The organism is Frondihabitans sp. PhB188 (assembly GCF_003752365.1).
GTDB lineage: Bacteria > Actinomycetota > Actinomycetes > Actinomycetales > Microbacteriaceae > Frondihabitans.
This window is the reverse complement of record NZ_RJUO01000001.1, coordinates 1,009,439-1,028,041: the sequence shown is the minus strand read 5'-3', so window position 1 is coordinate 1,028,041 and position 18,603 is coordinate 1,009,439. Positions and strand designations below refer to the sequence as shown.

16 protein-coding genes are annotated in these 18,603 nt (G+C 70.5%); 2 read left to right on the top strand and 14 right to left on the bottom strand.

What is annotated here, in order from left to right; genetic code table 11:
* Positions 1–80: 80 nt before the first annotated feature.
* The 6 genes from EDF46_RS04845 to EDF46_RS04820 all read right to left on the bottom strand — a co-directional run bounded on the left by EDF46_RS04845 (position 81) and on the right by EDF46_RS04820 (position 8,153).
* A complete protein-coding gene (locus EDF46_RS04845) occupies positions 81–1,883 on the bottom strand; it encodes a hypothetical protein (RefSeq protein ID WP_123505099.1) in 1,803 nt (600 codons plus the stop codon).
* A gap of 121 nt (positions 1,884–2,004) precedes the next feature.
* Positions 2,005–3,030, bottom strand: a complete 1,026-nt coding sequence (locus EDF46_RS04840; RefSeq protein WP_123505098.1) for an aldo/keto reductase — start codon at positions 3,028–3,030, stop codon at positions 2,005–2,007.
* A 3-nt stretch (positions 3,031–3,033) separates the two neighbouring features.
* A complete protein-coding gene (locus tag EDF46_RS04835) occupies positions 3,034–4,800 on the bottom strand; it encodes a beta-galactosidase family protein (RefSeq protein ID WP_123505097.1) in 1,767 nt (588 codons plus the stop codon).
* Between the two features lie 95 nt (positions 4,801–4,895).
* The gene (locus EDF46_RS04830; RefSeq protein ID WP_123505096.1) at positions 4,896–6,239 is read right to left on the bottom strand and encodes a sugar ABC transporter substrate-binding protein; all 1,344 of its coding nucleotides are present in this window, start codon (positions 6,237–6,239) and stop codon (positions 4,896–4,898) included.
* Between the two features lie 67 nt (positions 6,240–6,306).
* On the bottom strand, positions 6,307–7,248 hold the full coding sequence (locus EDF46_RS04825) for a carbohydrate ABC transporter permease (protein ID WP_123505095.1): 942 nt from the start codon (positions 7,246–7,248) through the stop codon (positions 6,307–6,309).
* Complete coding sequence (locus EDF46_RS04820) at positions 7,245–8,153, bottom strand: carbohydrate ABC transporter permease (RefSeq protein ID WP_123505094.1); 909 nt, start codon at positions 8,151–8,153, stop codon at positions 7,245–7,247. The genes EDF46_RS04825 and EDF46_RS04820 overlap by 4 nt, the downstream gene beginning before the upstream one ends.
* Positions 8,154–8,252: 99 nt before the next feature.
* On the opposite strand from EDF46_RS04820, the gene EDF46_RS04815 reads away from it, so the two are divergent.
* Complete coding sequence (locus EDF46_RS04815) at positions 8,253–9,269, top strand: substrate-binding domain-containing protein (protein WP_370454062.1); 1,017 nt, start codon at positions 8,253–8,255, stop codon at positions 9,267–9,269.
* 99 nt (positions 9,270–9,368) lie between these two features.
* On the top strand, positions 9,369–10,259 hold the full coding sequence (locus EDF46_RS04810) for an aldo/keto reductase (RefSeq protein WP_123505093.1): 891 nt from the start codon (positions 9,369–9,371) through the stop codon (positions 10,257–10,259).
* Positions 10,260–10,265: 6 nt separating this feature from the next.
* Here the strand turns inward: EDF46_RS04810 and EDF46_RS04805 are convergent, their stop codons facing one another.
* The 8 genes from EDF46_RS04805 to EDF46_RS04770 form a co-directional block, all read right to left on the bottom strand.
* Positions 10,266–10,949, bottom strand: coding sequence for a GNAT family N-acetyltransferase (locus EDF46_RS04805; RefSeq protein ID WP_123505092.1), 684 nt, complete (start codon positions 10,947–10,949; stop codon positions 10,266–10,268).
* 120 nt (positions 10,950–11,069) lie between these two features.
* Positions 11,070–11,732 carry a hypothetical protein gene (locus EDF46_RS04800; protein WP_123505091.1) on the bottom strand — a complete coding sequence of 221 codons (663 nt, stop codon included), beginning with the start codon at positions 11,730–11,732 and terminating at the stop codon, positions 11,070–11,072.
* A gap of 184 nt (positions 11,733–11,916) precedes the next feature.
* Positions 11,917–13,464, bottom strand: a complete 1,548-nt coding sequence (locus EDF46_RS04795) for a GMC family oxidoreductase (RefSeq protein ID WP_123505090.1) — start codon at positions 13,462–13,464, stop codon at positions 11,917–11,919.
* On the bottom strand, positions 13,464–14,114 hold the full coding sequence (locus EDF46_RS04790) for a thiamine pyrophosphate-dependent enzyme (protein ID WP_199738190.1): 651 nt from the start codon (positions 14,112–14,114) through the stop codon (positions 13,464–13,466). Before EDF46_RS04790 ends, EDF46_RS04795 begins: the two co-directional genes overlap by 1 nt.
* Entirely contained in the window at positions 14,111–14,611 is a 501-nt protein-coding gene (locus tag EDF46_RS04785) for a thiamine pyrophosphate-binding protein (RefSeq protein WP_123505089.1), read from the bottom strand. The genes EDF46_RS04790 and EDF46_RS04785 overlap by 4 nt, the downstream gene beginning before the upstream one ends.
* A gap of 33 nt (positions 14,612–14,644) precedes the next feature.
* On the bottom strand, positions 14,645–16,021 hold the full coding sequence (locus tag EDF46_RS04780) for an NtaA/DmoA family FMN-dependent monooxygenase (RefSeq protein ID WP_123505088.1): 1,377 nt from the start codon (positions 16,019–16,021) through the stop codon (positions 14,645–14,647).
* On the bottom strand, positions 16,021–17,535 hold the full coding sequence (locus EDF46_RS04775; protein WP_123505087.1) for an aldehyde dehydrogenase: 1,515 nt from the start codon (positions 17,533–17,535) through the stop codon (positions 16,021–16,023). Before EDF46_RS04775 ends, EDF46_RS04780 begins: the two co-directional genes overlap by 1 nt.
* The gene (locus EDF46_RS04770; RefSeq protein ID WP_123505086.1) at positions 17,532–18,596 is read right to left on the bottom strand and encodes a hypothetical protein; all 1,065 of its coding nucleotides are present in this window, start codon (positions 18,594–18,596) and stop codon (positions 17,532–17,534) included. The genes EDF46_RS04775 and EDF46_RS04770 overlap by 4 nt, the downstream gene beginning before the upstream one ends.
* Positions 18,597–18,603 lie beyond the last annotated feature (7 nt).

Below are 18,603 nucleotides of genomic sequence, written 5' to 3'. Positions count from 1 at the left end.
TCGCTCAACGAAGAGACTCCAGCACCTGTCGATCGCGGCTGCGCCGGACCACCAGGTGCTGGAGTCTCGAGTGATCGCTTCTACTTCGAGCGGACGCCGAACGGGTCGCTCAGGATCGAGGCGTCGTCGTAGCCCGTGTTCGAGGCGCGGACGCCGACGGTCAGGCGCTTGCCCACGTCGCCCGAGGTCGACTTGTACGTCTTCTTCGTGGCGCCGATGATCGGCGTGCCGTTGCGGTACCAACGGTACGTCAGCTTCGCCGTCGACGGGGTGAGCGAGTACGCCTTGGCCGTGAGGGTCGAGCCGGCCTTCGACTTGCCCGAGATCTCCGGGTAGAAGTCGATGGTGCCGTTCAGCGGCTTGGCGGTCTCGGCGCTGGTCTGCGTCGCCGGGGTGAACCCGGGGCCGGAGCCCGTGACGCGCACGCTGATCGCGTGGCCGTAGTCGCCGACCGTCACGCGGTGGCGGGCCTTGGTAGCGCCCTTCACGGCCTTGCCGTCGCTCAGCCACTGGTACGAGAGCTTCGCGGTGGCAGTCCAGTCGCCGCCGAGGGCGGTGAGCACCTTGCCCACCGTCGGGGTGCCCGTGATCGTCGGCACGGAGGACTCGACGACGGTCGCGGGATCGCTCGTGGTCGCCTTCGGGTCGTAGATCCAGGTGTCCGTGCCGTCCCATCCGTCCGCGGCGTAGAAGAGCTTCGAGTCGAACTCCTGGAAGACGGCGGAGTCGTAGTCGGTGGTCCCGATCGGGCCGGCGCTCGCCGTGGTCGTCCCGTCGAAGGTGTAGAGCGTCGGCGTCTTGTCGCGCTTCTGGCCGGTGAAGGCCAGGTCGCCGTCGAACGTGCCGACATCGGGCAGGTTGTACGCGCCGGCGAACGAGACGCCGGTCTTCACGAGAGTCGGCGTGGCGGTGCCGTCGAAGCGGTAGATGCCCTCGACCCCCTTGGACGAGACGCCGCCGTAGTAGAATGCGCCGTCCCACTCGACTCCGGAGTAGCCGAAGGGTGCGGTGCTGATGCGTGTGAGGCTGCTGCCGTCGAGGCGGTAGATGGCCGAGTTCACCGTCGATGAGGTGATCGAGATGGCCATGAAGTACTGCGTGTCGCCGATCGCGATGGGCGCATAGAGCACCTTCTTGCTCTCGAACGGCGTCGTGAAGGTGGTGCCGTCGTACTGGGAGACCGTAGCGGTCGGCAGGTTGAACTCGAAGAAGGAGTCTTCCTCGTCGTCGGCGTTGGTGTACTGGAGCAGCGTCAGCTTCGAGCCCGCGGCTGCGAGACCGACCTCTCCGTCGAACTTCTTCAGCGCGCTGAACGTCGTGCCGTCGTAGCTCCAGAGGGTGGCGCTCGCGTTGTAGTTCTTCGAGTAGGTCGTCACCGTGAAGTAGACGGCGTCGCCGACCTTGACGACCTGCGAGTCGATCTCGTGCGGCGAGCCCGCAACCGGCTTCCAGCCGACGTTCGTCCAGTGCTCGAGGTCGGAGGCGTCGGCGTTGTAGCCCTCGCCCGCTCCGTACAGCTCGTCTCCGAGAACGGCCTGGCCGACGACCGCGTCGCGGTTCGCGTTCGGGTCGACCTCGGCCGCGGGACGCACCCCGGCGGGAGCGGGTGTGACGGCCGACGGCGCGACGGTGCGCGACTGCGAAGCCGACGAGGTGATGCCGGAGTCGCTGAGGGCGCGCGCGACGGCTGAGCGGCTGCCCAGGGTTCCGAGGCCCTTCTCGTGCAGAGCCTCGACGATGCGGCTCGACACATCGGAGCTCGTGGTGCTCGTGGACGGCGTGGCGGCGGCCGCCGGACCGACGCCGGCGAGCGCGAGCCCGACGGTGCAGGCGAGAGCGGCGGTGATCGTGAGCGCGCGACGGCGCAGACGTGGTGCTGACATGTGGTGTGTTCCCCCGTGCTGTGGTGATGCGAACGATGTGATCACGGCTCGCTTTTTGAGAATCATAGGGGAGCGGGGTGTCGCATCTCGCCAGGCGTCCGACCCCAGTCCGGGGCGGCGGTCAGCGCTTGGAGCCGGTGCCGTCGACGGCGAGCGGCTCGATGGCGGCGAGCTCGTCGTCGGTGAGGTCGGCGCCGTGCAGCGCGTCGAGGCTGTCGTCGAGCTGGGCGACGCTGGAGGCGCCGATCAGCGCCGAGGTCACGGCCTGCTGGCGCAGCACCCAGAGCAGCGACAGCTGGGCGAGCGACTGCCCTCGGGCCTCGGCGATGGCGTTGAGGCCGCGGGCGCGGGTCAGGTAGTCGTCGTCGAAGGCGTCGGAGGTGAACCAGCGCCCCTCGGCGGCGCGCGATCCGGCCGGCGCGATGCCGTCGAGGTAGCGGCCGGTCAGGAGCCCGCCGGCGAGCGGCGAGAAGACGATCGAGCCGATGCCGTTGGCGAGGAGGGTGTCGAAGAGCCCGCCCTCGGGCCTGCGGTCGAACATGTTGTAGCGGGGCTGGTGGATCAGCAGCGGCACGCCCTCGGCTGCGAGCGCATCGACGGCCGCCTGCGTCTGGGCGGGGTCGTAGTTCGAGATCCCGACGTAGAGCGCCTTGCCCTGGCGGACGGCCGTGGCGAGCGCCCCCATGGTCTCCTCGATCGGCGTCGTCGGGTCGGGTCGGTGCGAGTAGAAGATGTCGACGTAGTCGAGGCCGAGGCGGCCGAGCGACTGGTCGAGCGACGACAGCAGGTACTTGCGCGATCCGCCGTCGCCGTAGGGGCCGGGCCACATGTCGTAGCCGGCCTTCGTCGAGATCAGGATCTCGTCGCGGTAGGAATGTAGATTCGCGTGGAAGACGCGGCCGAACTGCTCCTCGGCCGACCCGTAGGGCGGGCCGTAGTTGTTGGCGAGGTCGAAGTGCGTGACGCCGCGGTCGAACGCCCGCAGCAGGATGTCGCGCTGCGTCTCGAGCGGACGGTCGGAGCCGAAGTTGTTCCAGAGCCCGAGCGAGATCCGGGGCAGGCGCAGGCCGCTGCGGCCGATCCGGTCGTAGGGCAGCTTGGCGTAGCGCTCGTCGTCGGCGACGTACGGCGTGAAGGGCGATCGCACTGGTCAGGCTCCTTGTACTGAGAGGGTGTCGCGGACGACGGGGCCGAGGTCGGCCCGCGGCGCGAACGAGGGCAGGAACTCCGGCCCGGCCAGATCGAGGATCACGAGCTCGTTGGCGCCCGCCCGCGTCGCCGGCCCCGGCACGTACAGCGTGTGCTGCGGGCCGACGCTCCAGTATCGACCGAGCGCGAAGCCGTTGACGAACGCCGCGCCCTTGCCGAGGCCCGACGTGTCGAGCTGGAGGTCGGCCGCTTCGTCGAGGTCGAACTCGAACCGGTGCACGCCGGCGGCGGCGGGGTCGGCATCCGCTGTCACGGGAAGGTCGCCGAGGTGCGCGACGTCGAGGGCGAGCGCCTCCCACTCGGCGTCGTGGCCGTCGAGCTCGACCGGCCCGATCAGGCCCTTGGGCTCGCCGATCCGCCGCTCGTAGTTGACGCGGCCCTGGTCTTCCACGACGACGGTGAGGACGCGACCGGCCGGGAGTTCCTGCGCCCGATCGCCGCTGGCCCGGTCGAGGACGCCGACGAGGACGCCGTCGACGAACAGGGTGGCCCGGTCGCGCACCTCGCCGACCCGCAGCGTCGTGGCGTTGCCAGGGAGGGCGGTGCGAAGCGCCATCAGGCCGCGGAAGTGACCGATCTCGTCGAAGGTGGCCGGCGTCGTGCCGGTGCCGCGCCAGGAGCCGAGGTGCTCGAGCGCCTCGAGGAGGCCGATGGCGCCGATCGAGCGGACGGCCGGGGTCGGCAGGTCGGACTCGCCGCGGTCGAGGCGTCCGGAGGGGACGTCGGTGTACTTCGCCAGGACCTCGCGGAAGGCGAAGTACTTCGGCGTCGGGTTGCCGGCCTCGTCGAGCGGGGCGTCGTAGTCGTAGCTGGTGACGGTCGGCTCGTAGACGCCCTTGTCGTTCGCGCCGTTCGTGAAGCCGAAGTTCGTGCCGCCGTGGAACATGTACAGGTTGACCGAGGCACCGGTCGCGAGGAGCGCATCGAGGTCGCGCGCCTGCGCTTCGGCCGACGTGACATGGTGCTCGCCGCCCCAGAAGTCGAACCAGCCGTTCCAGTACTCCGACGACATGAGGGGGCCGGTCGGCTGATGAGCGCGGAGGGTCGCGAGGCGCTCGGGGCTGCGCGATCCGAACGAGCCGGTCTTCAGGAGGTCGGGGAGGCTGCCGTTCTCGAGCATCTCGGGCTCTGGCTGGTCGACGGTGGTCAGGGGCACGGTGATCCCGGCGTCGCGGGTGATGTCGACGAGAGCGCGGAGATACTGCCTGTCGGAGCCGTAGGCCCCGTACTCGTTCTCGATTTGCACCAGGATCACGGCGCCGCCGGCGTCGATCTGCCGGGGCGCGACGATGTCGTAGACGCGACGGAGGTAGCTCTCGACCGCGGCCATGAAGCGCGGCTCGAACCGGCGGATGCCGACCTCGGGGTCGGTGAAGAGCCAGGCGGGGAGTCCGCCGTTGTCGTACTCGGCGCAGATGTAGGGGCCGGGTCGGACGATCGCGTGCATCCCGGCGGCCTGGACGAGGTCGAGGAAGCGCGCGAGGTCGAGGGCGCCGTCGGCCGTCCAGGCGCCGGGGACGGGCTCGTGGTCGTTCCAGGGCACGTACGTCTCGATGGTGTTGAGGCCGAGCAGGCGGGCCTTCTCGATGCGGTCGGCCCAGTGGTCGGGGTGGACGCGGAAGTAGTGGAGGGCGCCGGAGAGGATCCGGTGCGGTGCGCCGTCGAGCAGGAAGTCGGTCGCGCCGAGCGCGAAGCGGCTGCTGGTCATGGTGGGTCTCGTTCCTGGTGAGATCGACAGAACGGGCGCGGCCCTGCGAGGGCGCCGCGCCCGTTCTGCTGAGGAGTGCTGGTGGTGCTGTGCTGCTACTTGGCGGAGACCGTGAAGCCCTGCTCGTTGCCGTACTTCACGAGCGCCGACTGCCAGGCCTTGAGACCCGTGTTGATGTCGGAGAAGTTCGCGTACGACTGCCCGACGGTGTCGGCGTAGATGCTGTTCGCGTACACCTGGAAGGGCAGGTACTGCCATCCGGAGGCGACCGAGTCGGAGGCACCCTTCAGCACCTCGTTGATCGGCTGCTTCGAGAAGTAGTCCGGCTTGGTGGCGAGGAAGTCGCTCGACGTGAGCGTGGCGGTCGTCGAGGGGAAGCCGCCCGAGGCCAGGAACGTGTTGACGCTGCCGTCCGACGAGTTCAGCCACTTGACGAAGCCGGCCGCAAGAGCCTGGTTCTTCGACTGCTTCATGACGACCTGTGCGCCACCGCCGTTCTCGGCCGTGACGGCGGTCTTGCCGTCGTAGGTCGGGATCGGAGCCACGGCCCAGTCGCCCGAGCCGCCCTTGGCGCCCGACTCGATGACGCCGGGGAACCAGGCGCCCGAGATCTGCGTGGCGATCTCACCGCCGGCGAGCTGCTTGTACCAGTCGTCGGTGAAGCCGGGGGTCTGAGCGAGGAGCTTGTTCTCGACGAGCTCGTTCCAGGTGTCGGCCCACTTCTTGGTGCCCTCGTCCTGGAGGTTGACGGTCACCTTGGTGCCGTCGACCTTGAACGGACGGCCGCCGGCCTGCCAGATCATGCTCGTCGTGAAGCCGGCGTCGCCGGTGTCGGAGTTGATGTAGGCGCTCGGGTCGGCCTTGTGCAGCTTCTTCGCGGCGGCGATGTACTCGTCCCACGTCTTCGGCACGGCGATGCTGTACTTGTCGAACAGCGTCTTGTTGTAGAACATCGCCATGGGGCCGGAGTCCTGCGGGAGGCCGTAGAGCTTGCCGTCGAGGTCGACGGAGCCCCAGGTGCCGGACGTGTACTTGCTCTTCAGGTCGTCGAAGCCGTACTGCGACAGGTCGGTGAGCGAGTCGGCCAGAGCGAACTGCGGAAGCGCGAAGTACTCGACCTGGGCGACGTCGGGCGCGCCCGAGCCGGCCTTCACGGCGTTCTGCAGCTTCGTGTACTCGTCGTTGCCGGTGCCGGCGTTGACGAGCTTGACCTTGACCTTCGGGTAGGCCTTCTCGAACGCGGCGACCTGCGCGGCGCCGGACGGCGTCCACGACCAGTAGGTCAGCGTTCCGCCGGCCTTCAGAGCGGCGTCGACCTGGTCGGCGTTTCCGCCGCCTCCGCCGGTGCCGCCCGTGCTGCTGGAGCAGCCGGCGAGGGCTGCGGTGACTGCGACCGTCGTCAGCGCTGCGCCGACGATCGTCCTCAAGCGCTTGTGCATGAGGGTCCTTTCACTTCGTTGTGTGTGTGGTGTTCAGGAGGGTGGTGCGGGAGGAGAGGAAAAGGGGCTACATCTTGACGCCGCCGGCGCCGAGGCCGGACTGCCAGTAGCGCTGCAGGAGCAGGAAGACCACGACGATCGGCACGATGGTGATGAGCGAGCCGGTGACGACGAGGTTGTAGATCGGGTCGGCGGCCACGCCGTTCGCCTGCTGCGACCACTGGTTGAGGCCGACGGTCAGCGGGTACCACTTCGGGTCGCTCAGCATGATGAGCGGCAGGAAGTAGTTGTTCCAGGTGGCGACCACCGAGAACAGCAGGACGGTGACGATGCCCGGGGTGAGCAGTCGGATCGCGATCGTGAAGAAGATGCGGATCTCGCCGGCCCCGTCGATGCGCGCGGCCTCGAGGAGCTCCTCGGGGATGGCGTCGACCGCGTACGTCCAGACCAGGTAGAGGCCGAACGGGCTGATCAGCGACGGCAGGATGATCGCCCACGGGGTGTTGGTGAGGCCCAGGTGCGAGAACAGCAGGAACGTCGGCACGGCCAGGGCGGTCCCGGGGATCGCGATGGACCCGAGCACGACGGCGAAGACGGCGCGGCGCCCGGTGAAGCGGAACTTCGCGAGCCCGTAGCCCGCCAGCGTGGCGAGGAGGGTGGCGCCGCCGGCGCCGACCACGACGTACAGCAGCGTGTTCCGGAACCAGGTCAGGAAGATGCCGCCGTTGTAGGTGAAGACGTCGTGGATGTTCTGGAACATGTGGAACCCGTCGCCGAACCAGAGGCCGAAGGACGCCAGCAGGGAGTCCTGCGACTTCGTCGAGTTGACGAGCAGGTAGAACAGCGGGACCAGCGAGTAGACCAGGAAGATCACCATGACGGCGGTCAGCCCGAGCGACTTCTTGTCGCGGTAGCCGCTGGGCCCGGGGCGGCGGGCGGCCTTGCGGAGGCTGCGCGATCCTGCGCGCCTCTCTTCGGGGATGACCTCGGGGGTGGTGAGCGCGCTCATCGGTTCTCCTGCCTCGTGCCGCGGACCTGGACGACGTACGCGATCACGGCGGTGATGACGCCCATGACGATCGCGACTGTCGCGGAGTAGTTGAACTGCTGGCCGGCGAACGAGAGGTTGTAGGCGTACATGTTCGGGGTGAAGAAGGTGCCGATGACGTTCGGCGCCAGGGTCTTGAGCAGGTTCGGCTCGTTGAAGAGCTGGAAGCTGCCGATGATCGAGAAGATCGTGGCGATGACGATCGCGCCGCGGAGAGCCGGGAGCTTGATCGAGATGATCGTGCGGAGGCTGCCGGCGCCGTCGAGCGATGCGGCCTCGTAGAGCTCGGTGGGGACGACGCGGAGGGCTGCGAAGAAGATGATCATGTTGTAGCCCAGGAACTCCCAGGTCACGATGTTGCCGATCGACGTCAGGATCCAGGTCGAGGTGAACGGCTTGAGCAGGTCGCTGCCGAGGAGGTCGTTGAACGAGCCGGTCAGGCCGAACTGCGGGCCGTAGATGAAGCCCCAGATCAGGGCCGCAACGACGCCGGGGACGGCGTAGGGCAGGAAGATCGCGATGCGGAAGAAGCCCGCGGCGTGCAGCCTGGCGCTGTCGAGGGCGAGGGCCGCCACCAGCGCGAGGATCAGCATGACCGGCACCTGGATGACCAGGAAGATCAGCACCCGCAGGAAGCTGGACCAGAACTTGCTGTCCTGCACCAGCTGGATGTAGTTGGCGAACCCCACGAAGTGGTTGCCGCCGATCAGCTGGTCGCGGAACAGGCTGAGGTACAGCGCGTAGCCGATCGGGACGATCAGCATGGCGACCAGGACCACCATGAACGGCGCCACGAACAGCCAGCCGGTCTGCTTCCCGCGGCGCGTGCGCCCGGAGCGCGTGGCCTGGATTGCTCTCGAACTCATCGAAACTTCCTTGTCTCACTCGCAGATGTTTACGTCAACATCTCGGAGGGGACCGTATCATGTCAACGTCGCCATCGCCACATCGAAAGGGAAGTCGTGATCACTGAGCCCAGCGCGCGCAAGGCTTCCGCCGCGGACGTCGCGCGCGCCGCCGGCGTGTCGATGCAGACCGTCTCGCGCGTGGCGCGGGGTCTCGACAACGTGCAGCCCGCGACGGCGACCCGCGTCCGCGAGGCGATGGCCGAGCTCGGCTACAGCCCCAATCGCGCCGCCCGCGCGCTCCGCTCCGGCCGGTTCCACACGATCGGCGTGATCATGTTCACGCTGTCCTCGTACGGCAACGCGAAGTTTCTCGAGGCGATCGCCGAGGCGGCCTCCGACGCCGGCTACACGATCACCCTCCTGCCCGTCTCGCACCGCACCCAGGGCGACGTCACCGGTGCGTTCGCACGGCTCTCCGAGCAGGCCGTCGACGGGATCGTCATCGTCATCGAGGCCGACCTGCTCTCGGAGAGCAACGTCGAGCTGCCGGCCGACCTCCCCGTCGTCATCATCGACTCCAGCCGCCAGAGCGAGCGGCCGTTCATCGACACCGACCAGGCGCTCGGCGCCCGGCTCGCGACCGAGCACCTGCTCGACCTCGGCCACGAGACGGTGTGGCACGTCGCCGGGCCGAGCGGCTACTACGCGGCCCGGCGCCGCGAGGCCGCCTGGCGCGAGACGCTCGAGGCGCACGGGCGGGTCGTGCCCGAGCCGTTCCGCGGCGACTGGAGCACGGAGTCCGGGTACGCGGCGGGGCGGGAGATCGCGCGCCGAGCCGACATCACCGCCGTGTTCGCCGGCAACGACGGCATGGCGCTCGGAGTCCTGAGGGCGGCGCACGAGGCCGGGCGGGCAGTTCCTGCGTCCCTGAGCGTGGTCGGGTTCGACGACATGACCGAGGCCGAGTCGTTCTGGCCGCCGCTCACGACCATCCGGCAGAGCTTCGACAGCGTCGGCCGCAGCGCGATCGCCCTGCTGCTCGGCGAGATCGCCCACGCCCCTCGGCCGGAGGACGTCATCGTGCCGACCGAGCTGGTCGTGCGGGGGAGCACGGCGGAGGCGCCGGGGCGGTGACTGGGGCGGGCGCTGTCGAGTCGGGCCCTGCCGGGTACCGGCCACCGGCGTACTGACCCGCCCTCTCAGTCGCACCGCTCCCGGGCATAGCGTCGAGGCATGACAGAGATCCTCACCCTCAACAACGGCGTCACGATGCCCGCACTCGGCCTCGGCGTCTTCCAGAGCGCGCCCGCCGAGACCGTCGACGCGGTCGACGCCGCGCTCCGCGCCGGCTACCGCCACATCGACACCGCCGCCGCCTACCGCAACGAGCGCCAGGTCGGCGAGGGCATTCGCCGGTCGGGCGTGCCCCGCGACGAGGTGTTCATCGAGACGAAGGTCTGGATCAGCCAGTACGGCTACGACGAGACCCTGCACGCCTTCGACATCGCCACGGCGAAGATGGGCGTCGAGCAGATCGACCTGTACATCCTCCACCAGCCTGCGCCGTGGCTGTTCGACAAGACCCTCGAGGCGTACCGCGCGCTCGAGACCCTGCTGGCCGACGGCAGGGTCCGGTCGATCGGCGTCAGCAACTTCACCGGCGAGCACCTCGATCGGCTGATGCAGGATCGCACGGTCGTCCCGGCGGTCAACCAGATCGAGCTGCACCCCTACTTCGCGCAGCACGAGAACGAGGCCGCCGACGCCGCGCTCGGCATCGTCACCCAGGCCTGGTCGCCGATCGGCGGCATCACGTTCTACCCGGGCTTCAACCAGGCCGGCAACAAGAACCCGCTGAGCGACCCGGTGCTCACCGGCATCGGCGAGGCGCACGGCAAGTCGGCCGCCCAGGTCATGCTGCGCTGGCACCTCCAGCAGGGCCGCAGCGCCATCCCGAAGTCGGTGAACCCCGGCCGGATCGCCGAGAACTTCGCGGTGTTCGACTTCGAGCTGACGGCCGCCGAGCTCGCCGCGATCGACGCGCTCGACCTCGGCGTGCGCAGCGGGCCCGACCCCGACGCGGTGCGGCCCGATTCGGCGATCTTCGCGATCGACGACGAGTAGGAGGCCCTAGCGCGGCGGCGTCACGTCGACGACCTTCGAGGTGCGCCGCACGACGAAGCCCATCGCCTCGTACAGGCCCTGCGCGGGGTTGCCGGCTGCCACGTGCAGGAACGCGCGATCCCCGTCAGCCCGGACGCCCCGCGCGACCTCGGTGATGAGCCGCCGGGCCAGCCCCCGGCCGCGTGCCTCCGGGTCGGTGCACACGGCGCTGATCTCGACCCACCCGGGCATGCTGAGGCGCCGCCCGGCCATCGCGACGAGCCGGCCGCCGTCGACGACCCCGACGTATCCGCCGAACGCGATCGTGCGCGGCAGGAACGGGCCCGGCCGGGTCAGCGCCGTGAGCCGCAGCATCTCGGGCACGTCGGCGTCGGCGAGGTCGACGATGTCGTCGCCGCGCGTGCCCGACGTGTCGACGTCGTCGTCCGTGAGCTGCACCAGGCCGAGCTCGAGGTGCGTGCTCCACCCGTCGGCCACGACGAACTCGGTCGGCACGAACATCGCGACGGCGTCGTCGGTCGCGATCTCGGCCAGCGACGCCCAGTCGGCGGGGGTCGGCGAGAGCGGCATCGAGCCGAACGGCGCGACGTCGCCGGGGTAGCGCGCGGCCGTGCCCGAGGTGATCGCCATCGGGGAGTGGCGGCCGGTGAGGGCTGAGCGGATGGGGTCGTCGAGAGGGTGCTGCTGCATGGTCCGACAACCGTATCGCGGGGCGGGCGGCGGCCGTGGCGAGGGGCACAGGTGGTACCCGTCAGGACGTTCCTGCGCCCCGGTCGTGGCGCGCCGCCGGATATCCCGCCGCCGCGGGTGTCAGGCGCCGAGCTGCGCCTGGAACGACCGCAGCAGGCTCTTGAGCACGTCGAGGCGGTAGGCGCCGGCTCCGAGCGGTCGCCCGAGGTCGGCCCGCGGAACCAGCACGATCGGCCGCTTCGCCCCCAGCACCCGCACCCCGTAATCGATCCGCTGCCCGTACACCGGCGCGCGGTCATTGGTCGCGAGCTCGAAGCCCGTGATCGTCTCCCACGGCAGGTCGAGCACCGGCTTCGCCTCCGACGGCGTCCACGCGTGCAGCCCGGCGGCGTCGACGGTCCAGATCGTCGGGCGGGGCGCGGGGAGATCCTCGCTCAGGAACTGGCCCTTCGCCACCACCGGAACGAACAGCACGGGCGCCCCGCTCGTGCCATCAGCGCCCCCTCGGATCCTCGCGATCATGACGCGGTCAGATCTCTGGCGCCACCAGGAGGCGATTGCGAGGGCGGTGCCTCCGACGACCATGCCCGGGGGGCCGATGACGAAGGCGAAGCCGCCGCGGCCGGTCGTCGCCTCGGCGAGGAAGCGCGGGTGCGACCACTCCAGCACGGTGAGCCCGACGCCGGCGACGACGAGCACGATGACGGCGATCGCGACTCCGCGTGCGCGCGGCACGACCCCGGCGCGCAACCGCTCGACCCAGGCTTCCCCCGCGTACTGCATGATCAGTGCCCCCTCGCCGCCAGCTTAGAGCGCGGAGCCAGACTCCCGGCCCGCCGCGGCACCACGATCGGGACAAGGCACCATGAAATCCCGTGGTGCCGAGTCCCGATCGTGGTGCGGTGCTCAGCCGCAGTGGTGCCGAGTCCCGATCGTGGTGCGGTGCTCGCGGCAGGCAGCGACGGCGTCAGACCGCGGCGGCGATGAGCGCGGCGGCCCGCTCGGCGATGGCGATGACCGGCGCCTGCGTGTTGCTCGTCGGGATCACCGGGATCACGCTGGCGTCCGCCACCCACAGCCCGTCGAGCCCGCGCACCCGCAGCGAGGCCGGGTCGACGACGGCGAGCTCGTCGGTGCCCATCCGCGCGGTGCCGCACGAGTGGAAGAACGTGTCGACGCCGTGCCGGATGAAGTCCACGACGGCCGACCGGTCTCCCGGCGCGAAGTCGACCAGTGGCCGGGCGCCGAGCGCCCGGAACGGCGCCGTGCCGAGCAGCTCCAGCACGCCGCCGACCGCTTCGACGAGGCGATCGAGGTCGGCCCCCTCGCGCAGGAAGTTCGGCTGCACCTCGGGTGCTTCGAACGGCGACGCCGACCGCACCCGCACGTGCCCGCGGCTGACCGAGCGCATGAGGCCCGGCGACACGGCGAACACGTCACCGTCGAGGTCCTGGTGGATCCCCGCCGCTGGCCGCGACTCCTGCACGATGAACGCGTGCAGGTCGGGCCCTGCCGAGGCGTGCGACGAGCGCCAGTTCATCATGCTGCCGCCGCCGTTGTCGCGCATCGGCCCGAGGGGCACGCTCGAGGCGACATTCATCCCCGAGACGAGCGGGTGGTCCTGGTAGTTCTCGCCGACTCCGGGCAGGTCGTGCAGCACGTCGATCGACAGCGAGCGCAGGAACTCGGGCCCCCCGACCCCCGATCGCTGCAGCAGCGCGGGCGTGTCGATGGCGCCGAGCGCCAGCACCACGCCGGAGGTCGCGAACGTGGTGGTCGCCTCGCCCGCCGTCGTGTGCACCACGCCGATGCAGCGCCCGCCCTCGAGCACGAGGCGCACCGCCGTCGAGTCGTTGAGCACCGTGAGGTTCGGCCGGTGGCGCACCGGGTCGAGGTAGCCGCGCACGGTGCTCCATCGGCTCATCGTGCCGTCGGCCTCGGTCGTGGCGTTGAAGTTCGCGAGCGTCGCGCCCTCGTTCGAGGCGCCGTTGGGGTCGGCGACGACCGGCACGCCCATCTCGGGCGCTCCGGCGAGCATGGCCTCGGCGATCGGGTGCGGGTCTCTCGACGTCTCGATCCTCATCGGGCCGCCGGCTCCGCGGAAGGCGTCGGCGCCGCCCTCCCAGTCCTCGCTCGCGCGGAACGCGGGGAGCATGGTCGCCCAGCTCCACCCCGTGGCGCCCGACGCCTCCCACGCGTCGTAGTCGTCGGGGTGGCCTCGGTACCAGAGCATCGCGTTGATGCTCGACGAGCCGCCGAGCACGCGCCCGCGTGGGATCGCGATGCTCCGGCCTGCGACGTCGGGGGTCGGCTCGTACTCGTAGCCCCAGTCGTACTCGGAGCCGAGCAGCGACACCCACCGGGAGGCGTCGCGGATCTCCGGCACGCCGGCGTCGGTCGGCCCGGCCTCGATCAGGAGCACGGTCGCCGCCGGGTCGGCGGAGAGCCTGTTCGCCAGCACGCAGCCCGCGGCGCCGCCGCCGACGATCACGAAGTCGTAGCCGACCGCCGCCATCAGTTGTGCTCGCTCGGGCCCATGATGACGATGCCCTCGGTCTCCTCGACGTGGCGGACGAAGATGTACTTGTCTTCCCGGCCGTCGGAGTGCTTGCGCTTGATACCGGGCTCGAGGATGCCGTCGGTCTTGGCGACCAGCAGGTACGGCTCCGTCGCGGCGAGGCCGGCGGCGCAGTGGGCGTCGAACTCGTCCAGGGTGTCGACGGTGAAGGCGTTGGCGATGCCGCAGCCGCGGGCGATCGCCGCGAGGTCGACGCGGCCCGAAGCGGTGTGCGTCTTGGGCCCGCCGATGGACTGGTACTGCTCGTTGTCCCAGACGACGATGAAGAGGTTCGCCGGCTGCTCGTTGGCGACGGTGGCCATGATGCCGAGGTTGAACAGCAGGCCGCCGTCGGTGTCGAGCGACACGATGCGGCGGTGCGGCAGCCCGACGGCCAGGCCGAGGGCCTCGCCGGTGACGCAGCCGAGCTGCTGCTGGAACAGGCTGGCGGCACGCATGTGCGGGGCGGCGCTGTACCACTCGTCGACGGCGCCGCCGAGCGAGAGGATCACGAGGGCGTCGTCGAGGCGCCGGCCCAGGGCCTCCATGGCCGCGTAGCGGCTCATGGTGCCGTGCTCGGGCTTCACGAACGGTGTGGTCTCGGTCATCGGACGATCTCCCCGCTCAGCGCGACTGCGGAATGGTAGTAGGCGGTGTGCGACCAGGTCGACGCGTCGACGATGGCCTGCTCGATCTCGTCGGCGTGGCGGATCACCTGGTAGGGCGTGCGGAGCGCGTCGAGGATCGGCTCCATCGTGATGCCGTGAGGGATGGCCCACCAGTTGTTCTCGCCGAGGTCGCCCCGGTAGCTCATGAGCATGACGACGGGGATGCCGGCGCCGAGGCCCATCCGGGCCAGGTGCTCGACGGCGGCGCGCAGGCCCGAGTTCTCCATGATGAGCACGGCGCGCTTGCCCGACAGGAAGACCCCGCCGGCGATCGCCGCGCCCTCGCCCTCGTTGGTCACCTGGATCGTGCGGATGTCGGGATCGGCGTCGAGCGCCGGGTACAGCTCTTTGAAGAGCGAGTCGGGCAGGTAGCAGACCACGCTGATCCCGGCTCGTTTGAGCCCGCGGATCACCGCGTCGACGGCTTCGGCTTGCATGGGGTGCCTTTCTGGCAGGGGGCGAAGGGGCGATCAGAAGGTGCGGAAGCGCGCGCCCGGGTGGGCGGACGGGAGGTGCGGCGTTCCTGCGCCCGTGACCCTCTCTCGGAGGGTGGGCTCCGAGGCCGAGCGGGTCGCCGGCAGCAGGCCGCGATCGCGCAGGATCGGCTGCACGAGATCGATGAAGGCCTCGAACGCCTCGGGCCCGCCGAACGTCGGCTCGAGCATGATGCCGTCGATGCCGGTGCCCTCGACGATGGCCTGGAGCTCGTCGGCCACCTCGGCGGGGTCGCCGGTGATCTGGAAGCCGCGGTTGGCGCGCAGGCGGAAGTCGCCGAGCACGTCGCCGACGGTGGGGACGGGCTGGCCGGGCCGCACGAAGCGGTCGACGAGGGTCTGGCCCTGGTCGGAGGCGATCGCCGTCAGCGGCTCGGACGGGTCGAACGCCGAGAGGTCGACGCCGGTGAAGCCCGCGAAGATCACGGCTGCGTCTTCGACCGCGTAGAGGCCCTCGAGCTCTGTGCGCAGGGCGACGGCCTCGTCGTGCGTCGGCGCGACGGTGATCGTGACGCCGGTGACGACCTTCACGTCGTCGGGGGAGCGGCCGTGGGCGACGGCCTGGGCTCGGATGTCGTCGACGTGCTCCCGCGCCTTCGGGATGGACTGCCCCTGGATCAGGACGGCCTCGGCGTTGCGGGCGGCGAAGGCGCGGCCGCGGGCGGAAGTGCCGGCCTGGAACAGCACCGGGGAGCGCTGCGGCCCCGGCGGGATCGCGAACACGCCGCTGGATGCGAAGTGCGTGCCGCGGTGCGCGATCGGGTGGAGCTTGGCCGGGTCGACGAACAGGTTGCGCGACGGGTCGCGGACGAGCGCGTCGTCTTCCCAGACGCCTTCCCACAGCTCGAGGCAGACATCGACGAACTCGTCGGCGACGTCGTACCGGGAGTCGTGCGTCCCGCTGTCGGCGACGCCGAACAGGTCGTCGGTGGTGGCCTGCGAGCTGCCGGTGACGACGTTCCAGCCGATGCGGCCGGCGGTGTAGTGATCGAGCGTCGCGAACCGGCGCGCGGTGGCGTATGGCCGCTCGACGGTGGTCGGCGAGGTCAGCACGAAGCCGAGACGGTCGGTCTCGCGGGCGAGCGCCGAGATCAGCAGCATCGGGTCGAAGCCCGGAAACTGGATGCCGTGCGCGGCGACCAGGTCGGGCATGGCGCCGTCGATCGTCGCGTAGCCGTAGGTATCGGCGAAGAACAGGAAGTCGACGTCGGCGGCGTCGAGCATCCGCGCGACCTCGACCCAGTACTCGACGCTGTCGTAGCGGTCGCCCTTGCCGAGCGGGTGCGTCCACGTCGGCATGCCGTTGTTCGGGTTCATCATCTCGAAGACCCCGAGGCTGATCTGCTTCGGCATCAGTAGACCGTGACGACGGTCTTGGTCTCGAGGTAGTTCTCGAGGCCGTTGGCGCCGTTCTCGTAGCCCCAGCCGGACTCCTTGTGGCCGCCCTTCGGCAGCTCGGGGCCGAAGTACGAGTGGCAGTTGATCCACACGGTTCCCGAGTCGATGCCCTCCGAGATCCGGTGCGCGTTCGACAGCCCCTCGGTCCAGACGCTCGCGGCGAGGCCGTACGAGCTGTCGTTCGCCCAGGCGAGCACCTCCTCGGGTTCGTCGAACGGGGTCACCGTGACGACCGGTCCGAAGACCTCCTCGCGCATGATCCGCATGCTCTGCGTCACGCCCGTGAGCACCGTCGGCCGGTAGAACGTGCAGAGGTCGCCCTCCTGCTCTCCGCCCGAGACGACGTCGACGCCGTCGCCCGCGGCCTCGCGCACGAACTGCTCGACGCGGTCGGACTGCGCCCGGCTGACCAGCGGGCCGAGGTCGGTGCCCTCGGCGAGTCCGTGCCCGAGCGTGAGGGTGCGGCTGTGCGCGGCGAGGCGGTCGACGAGCTCCGCGTACACGTCGCGGTGCGCGTAGACGCGGCTGCCGGCGACGCAGACCTGACCGCCGTTGTCGAAGATGCCCGCGGCGACCCCCGGCACGGTGCGGTCGAGGTCGGCGTCGCCCATGACGATGACCGGGCTCTTGCCGCCGAGCTCGAGGGTGAGCCGCTTCAGGTTGCCGCTGGCCGCGGTGACGAGGCGCTTTCCGACGGCGGTCGAGCCGGTGAAGGCGACCTTGTCGACGTCGGGGTGGTCGGCCAGGGCCTGGCCCGCCTCCGGACCGTAGCCGGTGACGACGTTGACGACGCCGTCGGGCACGCCCGCCTCGACCAGCAGCTCGCCGAGGCGGATCGCCGTCAGCGACGTGTTCTCGGCCGGCTTCAGCACGACGGTGCAGCCTGCGGCCAGCGCCGGGGCGACCTTCATCGCGGCCATCAGCAGCGGCGAGTTCCACGGCACGATCGCGGCGACCACTCCGACCGGCTCGCGGGTCGTGTAGGCGAACACCTGCCTGTCGGGGCCCTGCCTGCGCAGCGACGACGGGATCGTGGTGCCCAGGATCTTGGTCGGGTAGCCCGCGTAGTAGCGGAACTGCGCGATCGCCGCGGGGATCTCGCCGAACCGCGCGGTGCCCCAGGCCTTGCCCTGGTCGAGGGTCTCGAGCTGCGCCAGCTGGTCGAGGTTCGCCTCGAGCAGGTCGGCGACGCGCCAGAGCAGCGCGCCGCGGTCGGCGGGCGTCATGCCCTTCCACGCGGGCGACGTGAGGGCCGTGCGCGCGGCGGAGACCGCGGCGTCGACGTCGGCCGAGTCGGCGCGGGCGCAGTCGGCGAGGTGCTCGCCGGTCGCGGGATCGTGGCTGGCGAAGGTGGCGCCCGATGCGGCGGCGACCCAGGTGCCGCCGATGAGCAGCCGCTGGGGCGACGCCGCCAGGAAGGCGTCGATGCGGGAGTCGCGCCGCGTCTGCGGGCCGAGGGAGAGGGTCATGAGCCGGTTCCTGTCGAAGACGGGGTGGAGTCGAGGGCGCCGCGGAGCGCTCGCAGCTGGCGGCGGAAGTCGGCGCGGAGGGCGCGCTTGCGCTCCTCGGGCAGCCAGGTGGCCTCGATCGAGTCGAGCACGATGCCGTCGATCACGTCGGGCCCGAAGCCCATGCCGAGGCCGACGTGCTCGAACTCCTCGCGCAGGGTCGTGCGGAAGAAGACCTGGTCGTCGGTGGCGAGCGTCACCCGGAGGCCGGCGCGGATCATCGCGGCGATGGGGTGCTCGGCGTCGAGCGCCCACCCCGACAGGAACTGCGTCGACCGCGGCGTGCAGGTGAACGGGATCCCGCGCTCGCGGGCCTCGGCGACGCGGGCCCCGTCGTCGGCGACGTGGTAGCCGTGGTCGACGCGGTCGAGCCCCAGGGCGTCCCACGACTCGACGACCGAGGCGGCGTTCGACGACGGGAGCTCTCCGACGTGAGCGGTGAGGCGGACCCCGAGTTCCTGCGCCCGCCGGAACGGCTCGGCCCAGTCGAGCGGCGACTCCTGCCCGTCGGCGCGGAGGTCGTCCTGGCCGAGGCCCAGCACCTCGGGCCGGGGGTTGGCCGCCATCGACTCGACGAGGGCCATCGCGACGTCGATCCCCATCGAGCGGTTGATCGCAGGAACGAGCCCGAAGCCGACCCCGAACTCGTCTTCGGCGCGGCGCAGCCCGTCGATCAGCCCGTCGACGACGTCGGTGTAGCCGAGGCCGAGATGGCTGAAGTTGTCGGGGTTCACGAAGTACTCGCGATAGCAGAGGTTGCCGTCGGCGACCGCGTCGGCCACGCCCTCGTAGGCGAGCGTCGCGAAGTCCTCCCGGGTGCGGAACACCTCGTGCGCGGCGTTGAACACCGCCAGGAAGTCGACGATGTCGTCGTAGTCGAACAGCGCCTCGGCGGTGTCGGCCGGCAGCGCGACGCCCCGCTCGGCGGCCCAGCCGAGCAGCCGCTTGGGCCGGATCGTCGAGACGATGTGGCAGTGCAGCTCGATCTTGGGCACGAGGCGGAGGTAGTCGCGGTACTCCATCGACGGG

Bases quoted from the DNA above. Each gene is read 5' to 3' on its own strand.
- EDF46_RS04845 (WP_123505099.1), bottom strand. From the start codon at position 1,883: ATGTCAGCACCACGTCTGCGCCGTCGCGCGCTCACGATCACCGCCGCT.
- EDF46_RS04835 (WP_123505097.1), bottom strand. From the start codon at position 4,800: ATGACCAGCAGCCGCTTCGCGCTCGGCGCGACCGACTTCCTGCTCGAC.
- EDF46_RS04830 (WP_123505096.1), bottom strand. From the start codon at position 6,239: ATGCACAAGCGCTTGAGGACGATCGTCGGCGCAGCGCTGACGACGGTC.
- EDF46_RS04825 (WP_123505095.1), bottom strand. From the start codon at position 7,248: ATGAGCGCGCTCACCACCCCCGAGGTCATCCCCGAAGAGAGGCGCGCA.
- EDF46_RS04820 (WP_123505094.1), bottom strand. From the start codon at position 8,153: ATGAGTTCGAGAGCAATCCAGGCCACGCGCTCCGGGCGCACGCGCCGC.
- EDF46_RS04810 (WP_123505093.1), top strand. From the start codon at position 9,369: ATGACAGAGATCCTCACCCTCAACAACGGCGTCACGATGCCCGCACTC.
- EDF46_RS04805 (WP_123505092.1), bottom strand. From the start codon at position 10,949: ATGCAGCAGCACCCTCTCGACGACCCCATCCGCTCAGCCCTCACCGGC.
- EDF46_RS04800 (WP_123505091.1), bottom strand. From the start codon at position 11,732: ATGCAGTACGCGGGGGAAGCCTGGGTCGAGCGGTTGCGCGCCGGGGTC.
- EDF46_RS04795 (WP_123505090.1), bottom strand. From the start codon at position 13,464: ATGGCGGCGGTCGGCTACGACTTCGTGATCGTCGGCGGCGGCGCCGCG.
- EDF46_RS04790 (WP_199738190.1), bottom strand. From the start codon at position 14,114: ATGACCGAGACCACACCGTTCGTGAAGCCCGAGCACGGCACCATGAGC.
- EDF46_RS04785 (WP_123505089.1), bottom strand. From the start codon at position 14,611: ATGCAAGCCGAAGCCGTCGACGCGGTGATCCGCGGGCTCAAACGAGCC.
- EDF46_RS04780 (WP_123505088.1), bottom strand. From the start codon at position 16,021: ATGCCGAAGCAGATCAGCCTCGGGGTCTTCGAGATGATGAACCCGAAC.
- EDF46_RS04775 (WP_123505087.1), bottom strand. From the start codon at position 17,535: ATGACCCTCTCCCTCGGCCCGCAGACGCGGCGCGACTCCCGCATCGAC.
- EDF46_RS04770 (WP_123505086.1), bottom strand. From the start codon at position 18,596: ATGGAGTACCGCGACTACCTCCGCCTCGTGCCCAAGATCGAGCTGCAC.